This is a genomic window from Rhodanobacteraceae bacterium, from assembly GCA_016713135.1.
Lineage (GTDB): Bacteria > Pseudomonadota > Gammaproteobacteria > Xanthomonadales > SZUA-5 > JADKFD01.
The window spans coordinates 814,431-834,344 of sequence record JADJPR010000023.1 but is presented as its reverse complement, the minus strand read 5'-3'; the positions used below and the strand labels follow the sequence as shown (position 1 = coordinate 834,344).

Genomic DNA, 19,914 nt, shown 5'->3' with positions numbered 1-19,914 from the left:
GTCAGATTTTTACGGATTGTGGCTGTGCAACAGTCTTCGCTGGTTCCTCTGGCGGCACCGGCACCTCGAGTTCCTTCATGACGCCTTCCTCGAGCTTCACCAGCACATCTGTGCCCGCATCAACGCGTTTGGCGAGCGCTTCGAATCGTGATCGGTCTGCTTCATCGTCGAACTCGATCAGGCCGTCGGCGGCTACGCGTGAGCGGCTCATCGATCTTGCGACGTGGTCGTACAGCGCGTCCACCGCGCCGGCCCACTCCGCGCGCGCCTTCAACAGCAACTTGGTCGACGCCACGTGCTTTTGGAGGTCGTTACGTGTGCCAGATACAATTTCCGAGGCTCGTCTGGGGTCGACATTGTGGTCCTTTAGCCGCGCCTCGAGTCGCGCGGGCAAGGAATCTATGTGCTGCTCGTAGGCGCGTCCGGCCTCGATCATGTTACGCAGCATCGCGCGGCAGCGCGCGAGTTCGCCGTCGCGGTACAGGTTTGCAACATTGATCACATCGCCGCCAAACACTTCGTGCAGCACTGCGGCGTATTCCAGCTCCCGCTTCAGGATGTCGAGGTAATGCTCGCGAATGGCGCCGCGCAGTGGATCGATACCTCGCTGGGGCGAGGTCAATTCGTCGAAACGGCGCTCATAAGCCAACAGTCGCGCCGCCACGTCGCGACGCGTGAAGCCTACGTCCATCGCGGCGGTCAATATCGACTGATTCAGTTCCATGTACGCCGCGCCGAGTTGGCGCCTGGTTTTCGCTTCTGACGTCGCCGTGCCCACCCGCCCCAACTGCGCGAAAAGTCCGAGTACGAGCATTACCAGGAAGATGACGCGCGCGGCATCATTGCGCCTGCCCGACAGGTACCAGACGATGTAGGCGAGCAGCAACGGGAGCAGCAGCGCGCCAATGAATCCGCCGATGAACTGGCCGGCCCAATACGCGTCGCGAGCCATAGTCGCGTTGGACAGCACCGCAAGGCCCGAGGTCGCCGCAGCCATCGCCAACGCAACACTCCAGGCGATCTTTCCGAGCGTCAGGGCTGGCTTCGCTGAATGTTCGGGCATCCGCAGCCTCGCTTGTTGCGGCGCCAGGCGCCAGGTTTGCGCGGAGCGCAATTGCTCGCAGTCGTTGAATTCAAACCGCCGCAAGTCCCTCGACGACGCCGGCGTCGCATGAGTTCGTCAACGGTAAAGAATTATGAATGGGTTTGCAAGGGTGCCCCGGGGCATGGCGTGGATCAACCCAGCTGGCGCGCCCAGCTTCGGACGAACTGCTCGCAAGTGAGGCCAAGCCAGCCTGTCGACCACCGCGGCCCCGCGGCGGCTGTGTCGGCCCATCCAATCTCGGCCAGTTCCCGCTGTGTCGGGCGCTCTTGGTCTCCTTCCAATCGCCCAGCTCGATGCGCATCAGGACGCCGGCTGCGGCATCGTTGCCAGGACTGATGCACGAGGCGGTGATTCTCATCAGCCCGTACGCCGCGCGCTGGGTGGCCGATGAGCATTCGCTTTCGCGCCAGCGCCAGCGCCGCCTGCCCGTTGGCAGCCTGGAGCTGAGGTGCCAAACACTCACGTGCGGGAGCTGCTGATGGACGTGCAACGCCAGGCAGCGAGGCCGAAATCCTCCTGCCCCCGGGGCTGCGCGAACAGATGCGGGCGATGCTGATCGCACCGTTGGCGCCGTCCCTGCGGTTAGGCGGAAGCGGTCATGCGCCACGCGCCGGTCCGCGGCGACCAACAAGGTGGCCGTCCTGCCGTCGGCGAATGCTGGGCCGGCGGCAATCACCTGCGCGAACAAGGAAATGAAGGCTTTGACCACTTCGGCCTGCGGGAAGGTGCGGGCGATCTCCTCCGCCGGTCAGGGATTCATGTGCGCACGACAACCTTGCCCTTGGCACGTCCCTGTTCGACATAGGCCAGGGCCGCGTTGATCGCGTCGAAAGGGAAGACCCGATCCAGCACTGGTCGGATGATTCCGGCGTCGATCAGGCGCGTGATCTCGCGCAGTTGCCCGCCCTCGGCGCGCATGAACAGGAACGAGTAGCTGACCTGTCGTGCCTGGGCCTGTTTTCGGATGCGATGGCTGAGCAGTCGCATCACAAGCCGCAACGGCCAGGAAGCGCTGATCGATCGAGCGAACGCCGGGTCCGGTGGGCCGGAGATCGAGATCAGCTTGCCGCCGGGCTTGAGCACGCGCAGCGATTTCTCCAGCGTCCCCTTGTCCAGGCTGGTCAGGACCACGTCGTAACCGCGCAGGACAGTGGAGAAGTCCTGTTGTTTGTAGTCGATGACGTGATCGGCGCCGAGCGCCTTGACCCATTCGACATTGACTGTGCTGGTGGTGGTCGCGACCTCTGCGCCGAAGTGCCTGGCAAGTTGGATCGCGATCGTGCCGACGCCGCCGGCGCCGGCGTGGATCAGCACCTTCTGGCCGCGCATCAGCCCGGCCGTTTCGACCAGCGCCTGCCAGGCGGTCAAGCCGACCAGCGGGATGGACGCGGCCTCTTCCATGGAAAGGCGCGCGGGCTTGAGCGCGAGGTCAGACTCATCGATCGCGATCAATTCCGCGAAGGTCCCTATGCGGTCCTTGTCGGGCCGGGCATAGACCTCGTCGCCCGGTTTGAACCGGCTTGCGCGCGAACCCACCTCGACCACGCGGGCGAGGTCATTGCCCAGGATCAGCGGCAGGCGGTAGGGCAGGATCGGTCTGAACTCGCCGCCGCGGATCTTGGCATCGAGCGGATTGATGCTGGCGGCGCGCACCTGGACCAGGACATCGGTCTCGCGCATCGCCGGTGTCGCGACCTCTGCCAGTCGCAGCTGGTTGCGCTTGCCGTAGCGGTCGAGGATCCAGGCCTCCACAGGGCGCCCTCGCGTACCTTGCGGGCCTTGACGTCGAGGCGCAGGTCCTTGCGACTCCGTCGGCGATCTCTCCCCGCGGCCGACGGCAGAAGCTCGCAGCTGAAGCTGCTCCCACCGAGCCTATCGCAAGGCATTGATTGTTAGGTGTTAATTCGGAGGGAACGACGGCACGCGAAGGCGCTCATTCGCACCGAACCGGCTCTCGCCTGCCCTCGTGCACTCCGGTTCGATGCGCGAGAAAGCAGACCGGCAGGGGCGACCGGAACTCTCACCGAACATGCGCCAAGATGTTGAATTTCATACATTTTCAGCCCGTGCGAAACGACGACCCTGTGATTGAGTACGCAAAGGACGCAAAGGGACGCAAAGGACGCAAAGACAGCAAGTGCCGGGGATACCCCAGCGCTGTATCGCGTTTGATTTCCTTTGCGTCCTTTGCGTCCTTTGCGTCCAAAAACACAGTCCGCGATCTTGCGAGAATCACGGTTCGATGCGCGAATAAGCACACCGGCCAGGGGCGACCAGGACTCTCACCGAACAATCTATAAGACATTGATTTGGTGCGGAAAAATCCGGAGGCCACGAGGGCACGAGGGCACGCAAGGGCGCACTTTCGCACCGAACCGGCTCTTGCGCGCATGTGCCCTCGTGCCCTCGTGCCCTCTTGCCAAACGGCGCCACAACCGCCCGTCCCGCGGATGCCAATCCGAGTCATCCACCAGTCTGCGACCGCGCAGAATCGCGCTCCGTTTTTGACGAGCCACGCACCGGATGAGTCCAACCCAGCCCGTCGACCGCCGCGGCCTTGCGGCGGCGGTGTCGGCCTACCTGATCTGGGGCCTGTTCCCGCTGTACTGGGCGCTGCTGAGTCATCTGCCGGCGCTCGAGATCATCGCCCACCGCGTGCTCTGGTGCGCGGTGTTCGTGTCGCTGTGGCTGTTCTGGAGCGATGGGCGCGGCTGGTTGCGGCGCGCGCTCGCCGGGCGCCGGGTGGGACGCATGCTGATCGCCAGCAGTCTGCTGATCAGCATCAACTGGGGCGTGTACATCTGGGCCGTGACCAACGGACGCGTGGTCGATGCCAGCCTGGGCTATTTCATCAATCCGCTGCTGTCGGTGGCGATCGGTGTCGGCGTGCTCGGCGAGCGCCTCAACCGGGTGCAGTGGAGCGCGGTGGCGCTGGCGGCCGTCGGCGTGGGTTGGCTGACGCTGAGCCAGGGCGCGCTGCCGTGGATCGCGCTGGTGTTGGCGTCGAGCTTCGCCGTGTACGGGTTGATCCGCAAACAGGTGGCGGTTGAGGCGGTGCCGGGCGTGGCCATCGAGAGCCTGATCCTGACGCCCGTGGCGCTCGGCTGGCTGCTGTGGATGGCGTCAGCGCAGCGCGCTGCATTCCTCACCGGGGCGATCGGTCAGGACGGCTTGCTGGTGCTCGGCGGCGTGCTCACCGCGCTGCCCTTGATCGGCTTCTCCTACGGCGCACGGCGGATCCCGTACTCGCTGGTCGGCATCCTGCAATATATCTCGCCGACCCTGCAGTTGCTGTCGGGCGTGCTGCTGCTGGGCGAGCCCTTCGGCAGCGATCGCGCGATCGGTTTCGGCTGCATCTGGCTGGCGCTGGCGATCTACGCCCAGGACGGCTGGCGGCGTCGCGCGAGGTCGTCGTAGCCGGCGATCTGCCATCGCCTATGCTGGTGGATCCAACACCCGGGCATTGATCCGATGAGCACACTGCCGCAACTCGAAACCCCGCGCCTGCTGCTGCGCGTGCCGGTATCCGCCGACCTCGACCGTTGGGCCGAAGCGATGGAAGACGACGAAACCACCCGCTACCTCGGCGGGCGCCAGCCGCGCTCGATGGTCTGGCGCGCGCTGATGTGCATGATCGGTGCCTGGCACGAGACCGGGGTGTCGATGTTCTCGGTGGTGCGCAAGGACACCGGCCAGTGGATCGGTCGTATCGGCCCATGGTGCCCGGAGGGCTGGCCTGGCAATGAGGTCGGCTGGACCCTGCATCGCGATGCCTGGGGCCAGGGATTCGCGCTGGAAGCGTCGGTGGCATGCATGGACTACGCCTTCGACGTGCTCGGCTGGGAACAGGTGATCCACACCATCGATCCGCAGAATCTCGGCTCGCAGAAACTGGCGCAGCGACTGGGCTCCACCCTGCTCGGGCCCACGCGCCTGCCGCCGCCGCACGACCAGGTTCAGGTCGAGGCCTGGGGCCAGTCGCAGGCGCAATGGAGGGCGCAGCGATCCGCCGCGGGGCGATAGATCCAGCCTATCGAGGTTTCACATAGAATTGATTGGTGCACTGCAGCATGGCGCGCTAGAGTCACCGTCAACTTCTTCACCCAACCTCGACAGGAGATACCCCATGTCCATGATCAACAGCGAAGTCAAACCGTTCAAGGCGACCGCCTATCACGCCGGCGAGTTCATCCAGGTGACCGAGGCCGACCTCAAGGGCAAGTGGTCGGTGGTGTTCTTCTACCCGGCCGATTTCACCTTCGTGTGCCCGACCGAGCTCGGCGACCTGGCCGACAACTACGCCGAATTCCAGAAGTTGGGCGTCGAGATCTACGCGGTGTCCACCGACACCCACTTCACCCACAAGGCCTGGCACGACACCTCGGAGACTATCCGCAAGATCCAGTACCCGATGGTGGGCGACCCGACCGGGACGATCACGCGCAACTTCGGCGTGATGATCGAGGAAGCCGGCCTCGCCGAGCGCGGCACCTTCGTGATCGACCCGCAGGGCCGCATCCAGATCGTCGAGATCAACGCCGGCGGCATCGGTCGCGATGCCAGCGAGCTGCTGCGCAAGGTCAAGGCCGCGCAGTACGTCGCCAGCCACCCGGGCGAGGTGTGCCCGGCCAAGTGGCAGGAAGGCGAGGCCACCCTGGCACCGTCGCTGGACCTGGTCGGCAAGATCTGACGCCCGGTCGAACGTAGCCCGGAGTGCCGCGGAGCGGCTCTCCGGGTGCTTGCCGCGAGTACCCGGAGTACGCGCTGCGCGCGTATTCCGGGCTACGCGACGCGCGTCATGGTTCCGGCGCAGACAAGGAGATCGCCATGCTCGATGCCAACCTGAAGACCCAGCTGCGGGCCTACCTGCAGAAGCTGGTGCTGCCGATCGAACTGCGTGCCTCGCTCGACGACAGCCCCAAGTCGCGTGAACTCGAAAGCCTGCTGCGCGAGCTTTCGGAACTGTCCAGCCTGATCGAATACCGCCGCGTCGACGACGACGCGCGCCGGCCCTCGTTCGCCATCGCGCGGATCGGCAGAGATGTCTCCGTGCGCTTCGCCGGCATCCCGCTGGGCCACGAGTTCACCTCGCTGGTGCTGGCCCTGCTGCAGGTCGGCGGCCATCCGCCGAAGATCAGCCCCGAGCAGGTGCAGCAGATCGCCGCGCTGGACGGGGATTTCCAGTTCGAAACCTATTACTCGCTGTCGTGCCAGAACTGCCCGGACGTGGTCCAGGCGCTGAACACGATCAGCGTGCTCAATCCGCGCGTGCGCCACGTGGCCATCGATGGCGCGCTGAACCAGGCGGAGGTCGAGCGTCGCAAGGTGATGGCGGTGCCTACCGTGTACCTCAACGGCGAGGTCTTCGGCCAGGGCCGCATGAGCCTGGAGCAGGTGCTGGCCAAGCTCGACACCGGCGCGGCGGCGCGTGCGGCCGAGCAACTCAAGCGCAAGGGCGTGTTCGACGTGCTGGTGGTCGGCGGTGGTCCGGCCGGCGCGTCGGCGGCGATTTATGCCGCGCGCAAGGGCATCGCCACCGGCCTCGTCGCCGAGCGCTTCGGCGGCCAGGTGCTGGACACCATGGGCATCGAGAACTTCATCTCGGTGCCGCACACCGAAGGGCCGAGGCTGGTCAGCGCGCTGGAGCAGCATGTGCGCGGCTACGAGGTCGACATCATGAACCTTGAGCGCGCGCAGGCCCTGCGCAGCCGCGAGGGGCTGGTCGAAGTGGATCTCGCCAGCGGTGCGACCTTGAAGGCACGCACCGTGGTGCTGTCGACCGGCGCGCGCTGGCGCCAGATGAATGTGCCCGGCGAGGACCAGTACCGCAACAAGGGCGTGGCCTATTGCCCGCACTGCGATGGCCCGCTGTTCAAGGGCAAGCGCGTGGCGGTGATCGGCGGCGGCAATTCCGGGGTCGAGGCGGCGATCGACTTGGCTGGCATCGTCAGCCACGTCACGCTGATCGAGTTCGACAGCCAGTTGCGCGCCGACGAGGTGCTGCAACGCAAGCTGCGCAGCCTGCCCAATGTGCGCGTGATCACCTCGGCGCAAACCACCGAGGTTCGCGGCGACGGCAGCAAGGTCAGCGGCTTGCTCTACAAGGACCGCCACAACGGCGCGATGCATGCGCTGGAGCTGGAGGGCATCTTCGTGCAGATCGGACTGCTGCCGAACACCGAGTGGCTGAGGGGCAGCGTCGAGTTGACCGCGCGCGGCGAGATCGTCATCGACGAGCGTTGCCAGACTTCGCTGCCGGGCGTGTTCGCCGCTGGCGATGCGACCACGGTGCCGTACAAGCAGATCGTGATCGCGATGGGCGAAGGCAGCAAGGCGGCACTCAGCGCCTTCGACCACCTGATCCGGCACTCGGCGCCGGCGGAGCTGGCAGTCGCCGCCTGAAACCGACCGCGGCGCAGGCCACGTTCGCCTCGCAGCGCAGACGCGCCTCAGGGGGGCGCCTTGCGCGCCCTGGTCCTGGGCCTCGCGGCCGCGCCGTCGGCGCCTGCCGGCCGCGCGGCTCGCGTCGGGCGGGCTTTCCTGGCGGGCGGGTTGCCGCTGGGAAGCACCTCGCGCAGCAGCGCCTCGCAGTCGCCAGGCGACATCGCCCGCGGCACCGGGTAGTTGGTGTCGGCCTCCCAGCACGCGGCACTGGCCAGCGCCGGGATGTCCTCCTCGCGCAGCGCATCGAGCTGCTGCGGGATGCCGAGCCGTCGGTTCATCGCCTCGACCGAATCGAGGAACTTCTGCGCCAATCGATCCTGCGAGTCGCCCTTGCGCGCGAGTCCGGCGCGCTCGGCCAGCACCGCCAGTTTTGCTTCGATGGCGCCAGCCGAGAAGCGCAGCACCGGCGGCAGCATGATCGCGTTGGCCAGGCCATGCGGCGTGTGGTAACGGCCACCCAGCTGGTGCGCGATGGCATGCACATTGCCGACATTCGCACGGGTAAAGGCCATGCCGGCGTAGGCGGAGGCCAGCGCCATCTGCTCGCGGGCGGCGAGGTTGCCGCCATCGGCATAGGCGGTGGGCAGGTTGCGGTAGATCATGCCGACCGCCGCCAGCGCCATGCTGTCGGTGTACTCGGTGCCCCAGTTGCCTATGAAGGCTTCCACCGCATGGGTCAGCGCATCCATGCCGGTGGCGGCGGTGATCGGCGGCGGCAAGCCGGTCATCAGTTCGGGGTCGAGCGCTGCCATGCGCGGCACCAGGCGCGAGTCGGCGATCACCAGTTTCTGGTGGTGCGCAGGGTCCGAGATCACCGCAGCGACGGTGACCTCAGAGCCGGTGCCGGCGGTGGTCGGCACGGCGTAGATCGGCGGCGGGCCGGACCAGCCGCGGAAATAGCCGACCAGCTGGCGCGGATGGCGCTCGTTCGCCACCGCCTGGCCGATCACCTTGGCCGCATCCATCACCGAGCCGCCACCGATGGCGACAATCGCGTCGCAATCCTCGCGCTGGTAGATCTCGATGCCCTGTTCCACCAGCGCGACGGGCGCATCCGGCGTGATCTCCGCGTACACCACGACATCCGTACGGCTGGCCTTGAGCGCCGCCATCAAGCCCTGGGCCAGGCCCAGCTTCAGCACGACAGCATCGGTCACCAGCAGTATCTTGGCGTGCGCGAAGGCGCCGATCGCCTCGCCCAGGCGCCGGCTCGATCCTGCGCCCACCAGCAGGGTCGGCTGCGGCACCGGCACCAAGCGGACGGCGAGGCCGGCCGCGCGCTTCAGTCCAGGCAGCGCGTAGGTCCGCGCCATGTCGCCGATCAAGGTCGTTTTCACGCGTCACCTCCATCATTCATCCGGAACCTACTCTGGCGCACCCACACCATGAAGACCGTGATCAGCATCAGTCTCGGGTCGAAAAAACAGGACTTCGAGTTTACGACCACCTTTCTCGGCCAGCGGCTCAAGGTCAAGCGCCTGGGTACCGATGGCAGCAGCGCGCGGGCAGCCAGGCTGCTGCGCCATTGGGAGTCGCGCGCCGATGCCATCGGCCTGGGCGTGGTCAAGGACACCTATCGCATCGGCGCGCAGCGGCTGATCGACCAGGACACCCTGTGGCTGTCGCAGGAGGTCACGCGCGTGCCGCTGACCACCGGCGCGCGGCTGGCCGACATCTTCCTCGAGTGGGCGGTGCGCCACACCCAGTCGAAGCTCGGGCGCTACTTCGACAACGCCAACGTGCTGTTCTTCTCCGGCATGGCCAACTACAAGCTGGCGATGTCGATGTCCGAGTACACCGCCAACCTGCAGTTCGCCGACCCGCTGCTGCAGCTTGGGGTGCCCAAGCTGCTGACCTCGCTGGATGCGCTGGGGCTGTACGCCAGCGGCATGCACTACGTGTCCGACTGGACCCCGCCGCGGGTGATCCCGGCGCTGCTGCTCAAGCAATGGACGCGCTTCGTGCTCGGCAAGGCGATGACCAAGGCGACCATGGTGGTCGCGCCGGTGCACGAGCTGGACGACTTCGGACTGGAAGAGCTGGCCGGCAAGACCGTCATCACCAGCAACGTCAACGACGAGCGCCTGGCGCGCTTCCGCGACAAGGGCGTCAACATGGTGATCGACGGCGCCCCGGTGCTGGACGGGCATGTGCTCGGCCCGGAGATGCTCGATGCGATGATCATCGCCGCGACCGGCAAGGCGCCCGACGAGATCCTCGAAGAGGACATCCTCGAGATCATCACCAGCCTCGGCATGGCGCCGCGGATCCTGTATCCGAACGGCTTCAAGCGGGTGAACCGCTTCGCCTTCGTGATCCATCCGCTGTCGCAGGAGTACTTCAAGAAGCTCAAGCCGGTCGACCTGCTCTCGCGGGTGTCGCCGCCGCTGCTGATGGACTCGCTGGAAAAGGTGATGGCCTACGCGCCGCCCTTCGTCTATTCGAAGATCGAGGGCATCCAGTCGCCCACCGGCGTCGAGGCCGAGGGCTGGCTGATCTCGGTCGGCGGCACGCCGAAAGAGATCATGAGCCACAGCCCCGAGTTCACCTACCGCCGCCTGCTGGCCGCGGCCGACATGGCCAAGCGCCTGGGCGCGCAGATCATGGGCCTGGGCGCGTTCACCAAGGTGGTGGGCGATGCCGGCGTCACCGTGGCCAAGCGCGCCAGCCTGCCGATCACCACCGGCAACAGCTACAGCGCCTCCGGCGCGCTGTGGGCGGCGCACGATGCCTTGCTGCGGCTGGGCCTGCTGCCGCGGCCGAAGGGCAAGGCGCGGGTCAAGTTCAAGGCGATGGTGGTCGGCGCCACCGGCGCGATCGGCTCGGCCTGTTCGCGCCTGCTGGTGCGCGCGGCCGAGGAAGTCACCCTGGTCTCGCCGGAGACCGCCAAGCTGCTGGCGCTGAAGGAATCGATCCTGCAGGAGACCCCGGATGCCAACATCGTACTGTCGGCGCGCGCGGACACCCACCTCGCCCAGATGGACATGGTGGTGACCGCCACCTCGGGCGCCGGCAAGAAGGTGCTCGACATCATGAAGGTCAAGCCCGGCTGCGTGATCACGGATGTCGCGCGTCCGCTGGACCTGCCGCCGGAGGAAGTCGCCAAGCGTCCGGACGTGCTGGTCATCGAATCCGGCGAAATCGAACTGCCGGGAGACGTCAAGGTCAAGAACATCGGCCTGCCGAAGAATGTGGTCTACGCCTGCCTCGCCGAGACCATCGTGCTGGCGCTCGAGGGCCGCTTCGAGAACTTCACCATCGGCCGCGCCATCGAATGGGAAAAGGTGCGCGAGATCTACCAGATGGGCCTCAAGCACGGCATGAAGCTCGCCGCCATCTCCGGCGTCAATGGCGTGTTCAGCGACGCCGACATCGCCCGCGTGCGCGAGCTCGCCCTGGCAGCGCGCGCGCGCAAGCCCGCGCGGCGCGGGAAGGTGGCTGACGGGTCTGAGCAGGACAGTTCAACGCAGAGACGCAAAGGACGCAAAGGGACGCAGAGAAAAGCGTCCTGAGTCGGGCGCTGAGGGCGCGGACTCTGTCCGCGATCCTTTCGGTGAACGCGTAGCCCGGTGGTACGCGCGCAGCGCGTTCCCCGGGTACCTGCCGCCAGCCCCCGGCGGTGAATCGCTGCCCGATACACCGCCCTACGCGAGAGCCAACGGGCGTTGGTGCGCGGTCTGGCGAGGGTCGCGAAAGGCGTCTTGAAGCTCTTCTCTGCGTTCTCCGCGTCTCCGCGTTGAATAGGTTGGGCCTTGCCATCATCCAATATTTCGATAATTATAAAAATATGAAAGCAGATCAGACCGTCACCGCGCTCGCGGCGATCGCGCACAAGTCCCGGCTGGCGGTGTTCCGCTGGCTGGTCCAGGCCGGGCCGGCCGGCGGAAACCCGGGGGACATCGCGGCGCAGCTGGGATTTGCGCCGGCCACGCTGTCTTTCCACCTGAAAACCCTGATGCACGCCGGGCTGGTGCAGGCGGAGCAGAACGGGCGCTACATCCGCTATCGCGCGGACTTCGCGGCGATGCGCGGGCTGGTCGATTACCTCACCGAGAACTGTTGCGCCGGCACTGCCGTCTGCTGCGAGCCGCTCGCCTGCGCGCCCGACCAGGAGCGCTCCTGCGCATGAAACGCGTTCTGTTCGTCTGCATCGAGAATTCCAACCGCAGCCAGATGGCGCAGGCCTTCGCGCATGTCCACGGCGGTGCGGCGGTGGATGCGCAGAGCGCTGGCTCGCGCCCGTCGGGCGTGATCAATCCGAAGGCGATCCGTTTCATGGGTGAGCTTGGCTACGACCTCACGCAGCATTCGTCGAAATCGCTGGACGCGGTGTCCGGCGAGTTCGACGCGGTGGTCACGATGGGCTGCGGCGACGACTGTCCGTGGATTCCGGCGAAGCGGCGCGAGGACTGGGCGCTGCCCGATCCCAAGCACATGGACGACGACGCCTATCGCGAGGTGCGCGACGAAATCAGCCGGCGCGTGAAGGTGCTGCTGGAGTCGCTGTGAGCGCGCCGATGAATCGCTTCGAGCGCTACCTGACGCTGTGGGTGGCGCTGTGCATCGTTGCCGGCATCGCCCTGGGGCAGGTCTTCCCGGGCGTGTTCCAGACCCTGGGCGGCTGGGAGGTCGCGAAGGTCAACCTGCCGGTGGGCATGCTGATCTGGGTGATGATCATCCCGATACTGCTGCGCATCGATTTCGGCGCGCTCGGGCAGGTACGCCGGCACTGGCGCGGCATCGGCATCACCCTCGCCATCAACTGGCTGGTCAAGCCCTTCTCGATGGCGCTGCTCGGCTGGCTGTTCATCCGCCACTGGTTCGCACCCTGGCTGCCGGCGGAACAGATCGACAGCTACATCGCCGGACTGATCCTGCTGGCGGCAGCGCCCTGCACCGCGATGGTGTTCGTCTGGAGCCGGCTGACCAACGGTGACCCGTTGTTCACCCTGTCGCAGGTGGCGGTCAACGACCTGATCATGGTGTTCGCTTTCGCGCCGATCGTCGCGCTGCTGCTCGGCCTGTCGTCGATCAGCGTGCCGTGGGAGACGCTGCTGATCTCGGTGCTGCTGTACATCGTGATCCCGGTGCTGATCGCACAGGCGCTGCGCCGGGCGCTGCTGAAACGCGGGCCGCAGGCGCTGGAGCGCGCGCTCGCGACGATCTCGCCGTGGTCGACGGCCGCGCTGCTGCTCACCCTCGTGCTGCTGTTCGCCTTCCAGGGCGTCGCCATCCTCAAGCAGCCACTGGTGATCGCGCTGCTGGCGGTACCGATCCTGATCCAGGTGCTGTTCAATGCCAGCCTCGCCTACGGCCTGAATCGCTGGGCCGGCGAGACGCACGCGGTGGCCTGTCCCTCGGCGCTGATCGGCGCATCCAATTTCTTCGAACTGGCGGTAGCGGCTGCGATCAGCCTGTTCGGCTTCGAATCCGGCGCGGCGCTCGCCACCGTGGTCGGCGTGCTGATCGAGGTGCCGGTGATGCTGCTGGTGGTGCGCGTGGTCAATCGCAGCAAGGGTTGGTACGAGGCAGGGAGGGCCTGATGCAGGCGTTGGAACTGCCAGGGCCGGTGCTGCTGGCGCCGACCGCGGAGGAGCTGAATGCGGCCTGCCGTTGCCGTACGCTCGATCGCGTAGAGCTGTTGCGACTGCTCGACGCCGAGGCCGGCCGGGCCGGCTGGGGCGAAGGGCTGTCGCAGTCGCACCCCCATCTGTTCTCGGCGACCACCGTGTTCATCTCGCCGGCGGTGGCCACAGGCATCGGGCGGGCGATCGCTGCGATCGAGCGGACCATCGCGCTGGCGGACTTCCAGGCGCTGGCGCTGGCGCGCGTACCGCCCACGGCGCGCATCGACCGCGGCCCGCGCGGTGTGCTGATGGGTTATGACTTCCACCTGACAGCGCAAGGGCCGCGGCTCATCGAGATCAACACCAATGCCGGCGGGCTGTTGCTGAACCTCGCGTTGGCGCGCGCTCAGGCGGCGTGCTGCGCAGGGCTGCGCAATGCCTCGCTGGCGGGCGTGCCCCTGGAGCGGCTGGAAGCGGGCGTGCTCGCGATGTTCCAGGCCGAGTGGCGGGCGCAGCGGGGGGAGGTGCCGGTGCGCAGCGGGGCGATCATCGACGACGAGCCCGAAGCGCAGTACCTGGCGCCGGAATTCGCGCTGTTCCGCCGGCTGTTCGCGGATGCTGGCCTGGACGCGCAGATTGCCGATGCGCGTTCGCTGGAATGGCGCGACGGCCGGCTGTGGGCCGGCGGGCGCACGCTCGACTTGGTCTACAACCGGCTCACCGATTTCCAACTCGACGACCCGGCGCACGCCTCGCTGCATGCCGCGTGGAAGGCCGGTGCGGTAGTGCTGACGCCGCACCCGCGAGCGCACGCGCTGCATGCGGACAAGCGCAACCTCGCAACCCTGGGCGATGCGGCTTGGCTCGCGGCGCATGATGTCCCCGCGGCGGATCGCGCCGTGCTCGCCGCAGTGGTGCCGCGCACCCGCGAGGTGTCTGCCGCCGACGCCGAATCGCTCTGGGCCGGGCGGCGCGACTGGTTCTTCAAGCCCTGGGCCAGCTTCGGCAGCAAGGCAGCCTACCGTGGCGACAAGCTCACTCGGCGGGTGTGGAGCGAGATTCTCGCGGGCGGCTTCATTGCCCAGGAACTGGTGCCGCCTGGCGCACGCGCGATCGATCTCGACGGTCAGGCCAGCGACCTGAAGTTCGATCTGCGCGCCTACACCTATGCCGGCGAGGTCCTGCTGCTGGCGGCGCGGATCTACAGCGGGCAGACCACCAATTTCCGCACGCTGGGTGGTGGTTTCGCGCCGGTGGTGGTAGTCGGCCAGCCGGCCTGATCAGTCGCGGGCTTTCAGGGTCTGCGCCAGCGAGCGTGTGCCCGCCTGGAAAGCCCAGTCGCCACCGTACTCGATGTCGACCAGCAGCCAGCGGTCGCCGGAGCGGCGCAGGACCACGCGGTCGCGCCAGACCACGCGGTCGCCGCCGCTGCCGTAACCGCGCTCGACAACGGCCACGCTGCGCGCGTCGTTTCCGGTCAGCGACAGCACGCGGCTGCTGTCGGCGCCTTCGAACAGGCTGCTGAACAGATCGCCTTCGACGAACGGCGGCTTGTCCTCGCTGCCCTCGCGCTGCATCCGCTCGATCTCGCCGCGTTGCCATGCGCGCGCAGCTTCGAAATCCGCGCGCAGCTCCGGCGCCAGCAGCGGCGCCAGCGCCCGCATCTGCGCGTCATCCGGGAGCCCGTCGATCCCGAGCGACTCGACCCGGTCGACCAGCGCCTGCGCCGCGGCTTGCGGCTCAAAGGCGCGCGTGTCGCCGCGGTTGGCTGGCGGCGAACAGGCAGCGAGGGCGAGGGTTGCCAGGAGCGCGAGGACGAGACGGATCTGGGAAGTCATGGAGGGTAAGAGCGGGGCAGGGGGAAGGTGAAGCGGGGCAGGGGGCAGGTGAAGCGGGGCGGGGGGCGCCGGTGAAGCGGGGCAGGGGAAGATGAAGCGGGGCAGGGGAACTGGACTGGGGCGTTGATGGCAGCGAGGCACAGTGTGCCTTTGAACCCGTCAATCAACCCGTCGCGGCGCAGTTTGCAGATGCCGCAAGGCAGGTCCCCTGCCCCCCGCCCCGCTCTTCCGCTTCACCGCCGTCCACGCTCCCGCCGTACCCTCCCGCGCGTCACCGCACCCGGTCGATCACGACCTCAACCTTGCCCGCGGCGCGCCAGTCGAGCGCGGCGCTCAGGCCTTCCAGGTCGCCGGGCTGCGGCGCGGCGTTGCCGGACTTGGAGATACGGGCGCCGATGACGACGCGCGGGAACTGCGCCAGCGACATGCCCTGGATCATGCCCATGGTTTCGTCGAGTTTGATGGTGAGCGGCAGGGCGCCGGCGACCAGGCGCTGGATCGCCAGCGGCGCGGGCGGGCCCTGCTCGGCGCGGGCAAACACGAACATCACGTTGTCGGGCGACACCTGCGCGGCCAGTTCCGGCGCAAGGCGCACGCTCACTTCGACACCTGCGGCGTCGCTGGCGGTCGCGGGCGCCGTCGGCGGAGGCGCGGACCCGGCGGTTGCGGGCGCGGCAGGCGCCGCTTCCATCGGACCCTTGCCCAGGCGCGCGCGGACAATGTTCATCTGCTCGACCACCGCGGTGTGCGCCGGGGTGCCCGGATCCATCAGTCCGAGCAGCTTGTCCCAGGCGGCCTCGGCGCCCGCCGGATCATCCGATTGCGCCAGCGCGAGACCCTTGAGGAACAGTGCATTCTGGTTCTCCGGCTCCAGCTGCAGCGCGCGCTCGATCAGCTTCAAGGGCTCGCCCTGCAGCGTGCGCGGCTCAGACGACAGGCCCTTGGACTCGGCGGCCTCGGCGAGCAGGTCCGCAGTCTCCGGCACCAGCGAGAGCGCGCGATCGTAGGCCTTGGCGGCTTCGGCGAAGTTCTCGGTGGCGCGGTAGGTGCGGGCCAGCAGCACCCAGCCCTCGCCATCGTTCGGGTTGTCCTTGAGCTTGGCGGCCAGAGTTTCGGCGGCCTGCGTGAGCGCCGGGGCGTTGGTGGCGGCCGGGTCGCCGCTGGCGGTGGTCACGGTGCCAGGGCCGGGGCCAGAGAAGCCGATCGCATTCGGCGTACCGATGCGTTCGTACAGCAACATCGTTGCGATCGGCAGCGCGAGCAGCAGCAGAACGGCGGTCACCTTCGCGGCGCCCGACAATGCCGGGCGGGCGCTCTCGGGCGTGTCGATCAGTTTCAGGGCCGCGGCGCTCAGGGCCTGCTGGCGCGCCTGGAAGCTCGCGTCATCGACCAGGCCGGCGGCGTGCGCGGACTTCAGCGCCTCGAGCTGCTCGCGCAGCAGTGCGGTCTGTGCCGCCACCGCACCGGTGCGCGGCGCGCGCAACATCGGCCACAGCAGGAAGGCCAGCGCGGCCAGTACAGCCAGCGCGGCCAGGATCCAGAAACCAGTCGTCACCAATCCTCCTCATCGCGGGTCGTCTCGGCGACCGCAGCCGCTTTTGCGCGGCGTTTGCGCAGGGTGAGCACCAGGGCCAGGCCGGCACCGACCAGGATCGCGAAAGGCCCGAACCACAACAACCAGGTGCCGCTCTTCACTTCCGGGCGGTACAGCACGAACTCGCCATAGCGTTCCACCAGGAAGGCCTTGATCTCGTCGTCGCTACGGCCGGCGAGCATCTGCTTGTGGATCTCCAGGCGCAATCCGCCAGCGACGTTGGAGTCGGAGTCGGCCAGGCTCTGGTTCTGGCATTGCAGGCAGCGCAGTTCGCGCAGCAGTTGCTGATAGCGATGCTCCTGCGCACGGTCGGTGAATTCCAGCGGCTGGATCGCCGCCGCCGGCGACAGCCAGGCCAGCGCCAGCAGGGCGCAGAGGATAAAGGGGCGGATGTTCAAGACGCTTTCCCCTGCAGCAGCGGCAGGATCTTGGTTTCCATGTCTTCCACGCTGATCGGGCCGATGTGCTTGTACAGGATCGATCCATCGGCGCCGATGACGAAGCTCTCCGGCGCCGCGGTGACGCCGAAATCGATGCCGATGCGGCCATCCGGGTCGTAGACGATTTCCTCGTAGGGATCGCCGAACTGTTGCAGCCAGCCGAGCGCGTCGCCAGCCTGGTCCTTCCAGTTCAGTCCGACCAGCCGGATCTTGCCCTCGCGGGCATAGCGCGCCAGCACCGGATGCTCCACGCGGCAGCTCGGGCACCAGCTGGCGAACACGTTCAGCAGGAAGGGCTTGCCGACGAGCGAGGCCTTGCTGTGGGTGATGCTCTGGTTGCGCAGCTCCGGCGCGCTGAAATCCGGCGCCGGCTTGCCGATCAGGACCGATGGCAGCACGGTCGGGTCCTTGCCGATGCCGCTCCACAGCAGCGCCCCGATCGCCAGGAACACGACCAGCGGGATCAGCGCACGTGGATTCATGCCGGCTCCGACGCGCTGCGCGCGGCCACCGGCAGCACATCCGGGTTGGCCGCTTCGCCTTCGCGCGCAGGCACGGCCTGGCGCGGGCGGCGCGCGGTGGCGGCGATGAAGCCGCCCAGCATCATCAGCAGCGCGCCGAGCCAGACCCAGCGGATCATCGGCTTGTAGTACAGGCGCACCGCCCAGGCTGCGCCGTCCTGCAGCGGCTCGCCCATCGCGATGTAGAAGTCGCTGAAGAAGCCGGCGTCGATGGCGGCCTCGGTCATCACCTGGCCGCGCAGGTACTGGCGCTTCTGCGGGTGCTGCTCGGAGAGCACGCGGCCATCCTTGCGGATCTCGAACACGCCCTCGTCGGCGATGAAGTTCGGGCCTTCATGATGGCGCAGCGTGACGAAGGCGATCTCGTAGCCGGAGACCTCGACGGTGTCGCCTGGCTGCATGCGCACATCGCGTTCGACATTCAGCGATTCGGTGACCATCACGCCGACCACGAACATGCCGATGCCGAAATGCGCCAGCGACATGCCGACCATCTCCGCGGTGAAGCGGCGTCCCGCCGGTGCCTGGCGGATACGCCGGACAACGAAAGCCAAGGTGCCGAGCATCACGAAGACGCCGCCAGTGATCGCCAGCACGCGCAGGATCGGAATCTCGCGGAAAAAGATCCACGCCAGCGCGCCGGTCACCGCGGCGAGCGCCAGCGCGGTGCGCAGCGCCAGCAGCACGCCGCCGGCAGAGTCGCCCTTCCAGCGGGTCAGCGGGCCGAGTGGGACCAGCAGCACGAGCGGTGTCATCAGTACGATGAACATCAGCCCGAAATAGGGCGGCCCGACCGAGATCTTGCCGAGGTCGAAGGCTTCCGCCACCAGCGGGTACAGGGTGCCGATCAGGACCATCGCGCAGGCGGTGGTGAGCAGGATGTTGTTGGCCAGCAGCAGGCTCTCGCGCGAGTACAGTTCCACCGGCGGAGCTGATGCGAGGCGCGGCGCGCGGATGGCGTAGAGCGTCAGCGCGCCACCGGCGACCACCGCCAGGAAGGCGAGGATGAAGGTGCCGCGCGCCGGATCGCTGGCGAAGGCGTGCACGCTGGTGAGCACGCCCGAGCGCACCAGGAAGGTGCCGAGCAGGGACAGCGAGAAGGCGGTGATCGCCAGCAGCAGGGTCCACGCGGCGAAGGTGCCGCGCTTCTCGGTGACCGCCTGCGAATGGATCAGTGCGGCGCCGACCAGCCAGGGCATGAACGAGGCGTTCTCCACCGGATCCCAGAACCACCAGCCGCCCCAGCCCAGTTCGTAGTACGCCCACCAGCTGCCGAGCGCGATGCCGATGGTGAGGAAGGCCCAGGCGACGTTGGTCCATGGGCGCGACCAGCGCACCCATTGGCGGTCGACGCGGCCGTCCAGCAGCGCGGCGACGGCGAAGGCGAAGGCGATCGCGAAGCCCACGTAGCCCATGTACAGCATCGGCGGATGCACGATCAGGCCGAAGTCTTGCAGCAAGGGATTCAGGTCGTTGCCGTCCGGCAGCGGCGGCACATGCCGTTCGAAGGGATTGCTGGTGAGCGCGGTGAAGGACAGGAAGCCGATCGAGATGACGCCGAGCGTGCCCAGCGCACGCGCCATGAAACGCTGCGGCAGCTTGTGGCTCAGGGCCGCCAGCGCCACCGACCAGATCGACAGTATCAGCACCCACAGCAGCAGCGAACCCTCGTGCGCGCCCCACACCGCGCTGATGCGGTACTCGGGCGGCAGTTGCAGGTTGCTGTTCTGCGCCACGTAGGCGATCGAGAAATCCTGGTTGACGAAGCCGAGCGTCAGGATGGTGTAGGCCGCGGCGAGGAACACGAACTGGCCATAGACTGCCGGCCGCGCCACCCGCATCAACGCCGGATCATTGATCTGGGCGCCGATCAGCGGCACGCAGGCCTGCACCGCTGCGAGCAGCAGCGCGAGGATCAGAAAGACCTGGCCCAGCTCCGGCATCATGGCGTCTGCGCTCCCTGGCTGTCCTTCTGCGCCTTGCCCTTGGCGATCGCCTCGGCGACCTCCTTGGGCATGTAGTTCTCGTCGTGCTTGGCCAGCACCTCGCTGGCGACGAACACGCCGCCGGCCTGCAGCACGCCGGTGGCGATCACGCTCTGGCCTTCCTTGAACAGGTCCGGGAGGATGCCTTCGTATTCCACCGGCAGGTCCTTGAAGCGGTCGGTCACCACGAAGTGCGCTTTCAGCGAGCTGCCGTCGCGCCGCGTGCTGCCTTCCAGCACCACGCCGCCGAGACGGAAATTGCGCCCTTCCGGCGCGCTGCCGGCGAGCACCTCGGAGGGGCTGTAGAAGTGGTTGACGTTTTCCTGCAGTGCGACCAGCGCCAGGCCGGTGGCGGCGCCGATGCCGACCACGAGACCGAGGATCAGGAACAGCCGACGACGACGTAGCGGATGCATGGCC

At 67.4% G+C, this 19,914-nt stretch carries 17 protein-coding genes and 1 pseudogene; 9 read left to right on the top strand and 9 right to left on the bottom strand.

Annotated elements, in window-relative coordinates; genetic code table 11:
- Position 1: 1 nt before the first annotated feature.
- Together IPK27_23390 and IPK27_23385 are read right to left on the bottom strand one after the other, a co-directional pair.
- Positions 2-1,063: a hypothetical protein gene (locus IPK27_23390; GenBank protein ID MBK8070448.1), complete on the bottom strand. Its 1,062-nt coding sequence runs from the start codon at positions 1,061-1,063 to the stop codon at positions 2-4.
- Positions 1,064-1,861: 798 nt separating this feature from the next.
- Positions 1,862-2,857 carry an NADP-dependent oxidoreductase gene (locus tag IPK27_23385; GenBank protein ID MBK8070447.1) on the bottom strand — a complete coding sequence of 332 codons (996 nt, stop codon included), beginning with the start codon at positions 2,855-2,857 and terminating at the stop codon, positions 1,862-1,864.
- 771 nt (positions 2,858-3,628) lie between these two features.
- Here IPK27_23385 and rarD point away from each other — a divergent pair.
- The 4 genes from rarD to ahpF all read left to right on the top strand — a co-directional run bounded on the left by rarD (position 3,629) and on the right by ahpF (position 7,507).
- Positions 3,629-4,522: an EamA family transporter RarD gene (rarD, locus tag IPK27_23380; GenBank protein MBK8070446.1), complete on the top strand. Its 894-nt coding sequence runs from the start codon at positions 3,629-3,631 to the stop codon at positions 4,520-4,522.
- 54 nt (positions 4,523-4,576) lie between these two features.
- Positions 4,577-5,128 carry a GNAT family N-acetyltransferase gene (locus IPK27_23375; protein MBK8070445.1) on the top strand — a complete coding sequence of 184 codons (552 nt, stop codon included), beginning with the start codon at positions 4,577-4,579 and terminating at the stop codon, positions 5,126-5,128.
- Positions 5,129-5,231: 103 nt separating this feature from the next.
- Positions 5,232-5,795, top strand: coding sequence for a peroxiredoxin (gene ahpC, locus IPK27_23370; GenBank protein ID MBK8070444.1), 564 nt, complete (start codon positions 5,232-5,234; stop codon positions 5,793-5,795).
- Positions 5,796-5,932: 137 nt separating this feature from the next.
- Positions 5,933-7,507 carry an alkyl hydroperoxide reductase subunit F gene (gene ahpF, locus IPK27_23365; protein ID MBK8070443.1) on the top strand — a complete coding sequence of 525 codons (1,575 nt, stop codon included), beginning with the start codon at positions 5,933-5,935 and terminating at the stop codon, positions 7,505-7,507.
- Between the two features lie 47 nt (positions 7,508-7,554).
- Here the strand turns inward: ahpF and IPK27_23360 are convergent, their stop codons facing one another.
- A complete protein-coding gene (locus tag IPK27_23360; protein ID MBK8070442.1) occupies positions 7,555-8,862 on the bottom strand; it encodes an iron-containing alcohol dehydrogenase in 1,308 nt (435 codons plus the stop codon).
- Positions 8,863-8,934: 72 nt separating this feature from the next.
- Here IPK27_23360 and IPK27_23355 point away from each other — a divergent pair.
- The 5 genes and pseudogenes from IPK27_23355 to IPK27_23335 all read left to right on the top strand — a co-directional run bounded on the left by IPK27_23355 (position 8,935) and on the right by IPK27_23335 (position 14,396).
- A pseudogene (locus IPK27_23355) lies at positions 8,935-10,956 on the top strand (dehydrogenase).
- Between the two features lie 380 nt (positions 10,957-11,336).
- Positions 11,337-11,678, top strand: a complete 342-nt coding sequence (locus tag IPK27_23350; GenBank protein MBK8070441.1) for a helix-turn-helix transcriptional regulator — start codon at positions 11,337-11,339, stop codon at positions 11,676-11,678.
- Entirely contained in the window at positions 11,675-12,058 is a 384-nt protein-coding gene (locus IPK27_23345; GenBank protein ID MBK8070440.1) for an arsenate reductase ArsC, read from the top strand. Before IPK27_23350 ends, IPK27_23345 begins: the two co-directional genes overlap by 4 nt.
- An 8-nt stretch (positions 12,059-12,066) precedes the next feature.
- Positions 12,067-13,092 carry an ACR3 family arsenite efflux transporter gene (gene arsB / locus IPK27_23340; GenBank protein MBK8070439.1) on the top strand — a complete coding sequence of 342 codons (1,026 nt, stop codon included), beginning with the start codon at positions 12,067-12,069 and terminating at the stop codon, positions 13,090-13,092.
- Positions 13,092-14,396, top strand: a complete 1,305-nt coding sequence (locus tag IPK27_23335; protein ID MBK8070438.1) for a hypothetical protein — start codon at positions 13,092-13,094, stop codon at positions 14,394-14,396. Before arsB ends, IPK27_23335 begins: the two co-directional genes overlap by 1 nt.
- On the opposite strand, the gene IPK27_23330 is transcribed toward IPK27_23335, so the two are convergent.
- From IPK27_23330 to ccmE, 6 genes are all read right to left on the bottom strand, one after another.
- Entirely contained in the window at positions 14,397-14,954 is a 558-nt protein-coding gene (locus IPK27_23330; protein ID MBK8070437.1) for a hypothetical protein, read from the bottom strand.
- A 271-nt stretch (positions 14,955-15,225) separates the two neighbouring features.
- A complete protein-coding gene (gene ccmI, locus IPK27_23325; protein ID MBK8070436.1) occupies positions 15,226-16,509 on the bottom strand; it encodes a c-type cytochrome biogenesis protein CcmI in 1,284 nt (427 codons plus the stop codon).
- On the bottom strand, positions 16,506-16,946 hold the full coding sequence (locus tag IPK27_23320) for a cytochrome c-type biogenesis protein CcmH (protein ID MBK8070435.1): 441 nt from the start codon (positions 16,944-16,946) through the stop codon (positions 16,506-16,508). The genes ccmI and IPK27_23320 overlap by 4 nt, the downstream gene beginning before the upstream one ends.
- Positions 16,943-17,470, bottom strand: a complete 528-nt coding sequence (locus IPK27_23315; GenBank protein ID MBK8070434.1) for a DsbE family thiol:disulfide interchange protein — start codon at positions 17,468-17,470, stop codon at positions 16,943-16,945. The genes IPK27_23320 and IPK27_23315 overlap by 4 nt, the downstream gene beginning before the upstream one ends.
- Positions 17,467-19,455, bottom strand: coding sequence for a heme lyase CcmF/NrfE family subunit (locus IPK27_23310; protein ID MBK8070433.1), 1,989 nt, complete (start codon positions 19,453-19,455; stop codon positions 17,467-17,469). Before IPK27_23310 ends, IPK27_23315 begins: the two co-directional genes overlap by 4 nt.
- Positions 19,452-19,910, bottom strand: a complete 459-nt coding sequence (gene ccmE, locus IPK27_23305) for a cytochrome c maturation protein CcmE (protein MBK8070432.1) — start codon at positions 19,908-19,910, stop codon at positions 19,452-19,454. The genes IPK27_23310 and ccmE overlap by 4 nt, the downstream gene beginning before the upstream one ends.
- Positions 19,911-19,914: the final 4 nt, after the last annotated feature.

What these genes read in the sequence shown, in the direction of transcription:
- IPK27_23390 (MBK8070448.1), bottom strand. Translation starts at nt 1,063, where the DNA reads ATGCCCGAACATTCAGCGAAGCCAGCCCTGACGCTCGGAAAGATCGCC.
- rarD (MBK8070446.1), top strand. Translation starts at nt 3,629, where the DNA reads ATGAGTCCAACCCAGCCCGTCGACCGCCGCGGCCTTGCGGCGGCGGTG.
- IPK27_23375 (MBK8070445.1), top strand. Translation starts at nt 4,577, where the DNA reads ATGAGCACACTGCCGCAACTCGAAACCCCGCGCCTGCTGCTGCGCGTG.
- ahpC (MBK8070444.1), top strand. Translation starts at nt 5,232, where the DNA reads ATGTCCATGATCAACAGCGAAGTCAAACCGTTCAAGGCGACCGCCTAT.
- ahpF (MBK8070443.1), top strand. Translation starts at nt 5,933, where the DNA reads ATGCTCGATGCCAACCTGAAGACCCAGCTGCGGGCCTACCTGCAGAAG.
- IPK27_23360 (MBK8070442.1), bottom strand. Translation starts at nt 8,862, where the DNA reads ATGGCGCGGACCTACGCGCTGCCTGGACTGAAGCGCGCGGCCGGCCTC.
- IPK27_23350 (MBK8070441.1), top strand. Translation starts at nt 11,337, where the DNA reads ATGAAAGCAGATCAGACCGTCACCGCGCTCGCGGCGATCGCGCACAAG.
- IPK27_23345 (MBK8070440.1), top strand. Translation starts at nt 11,675, where the DNA reads ATGAAACGCGTTCTGTTCGTCTGCATCGAGAATTCCAACCGCAGCCAG.
- arsB (MBK8070439.1), top strand. Translation starts at nt 12,067, where the DNA reads ATGAATCGCTTCGAGCGCTACCTGACGCTGTGGGTGGCGCTGTGCATC.
- IPK27_23335 (MBK8070438.1), top strand. Translation starts at nt 13,092, where the DNA reads ATGCAGGCGTTGGAACTGCCAGGGCCGGTGCTGCTGGCGCCGACCGCG.
- IPK27_23330 (MBK8070437.1), bottom strand. Translation starts at nt 14,954, where the DNA reads ATGACTTCCCAGATCCGTCTCGTCCTCGCGCTCCTGGCAACCCTCGCC.
- IPK27_23315 (MBK8070434.1), bottom strand. Translation starts at nt 17,470, where the DNA reads ATGAATCCACGTGCGCTGATCCCGCTGGTCGTGTTCCTGGCGATCGGG.
- IPK27_23310 (MBK8070433.1), bottom strand. Translation starts at nt 19,455, where the DNA reads ATGATGCCGGAGCTGGGCCAGGTCTTTCTGATCCTCGCGCTGCTGCTC.
- ccmE (MBK8070432.1), bottom strand. Translation starts at nt 19,910, where the DNA reads ATGCATCCGCTACGTCGTCGTCGGCTGTTCCTGATCCTCGGTCTCGTG.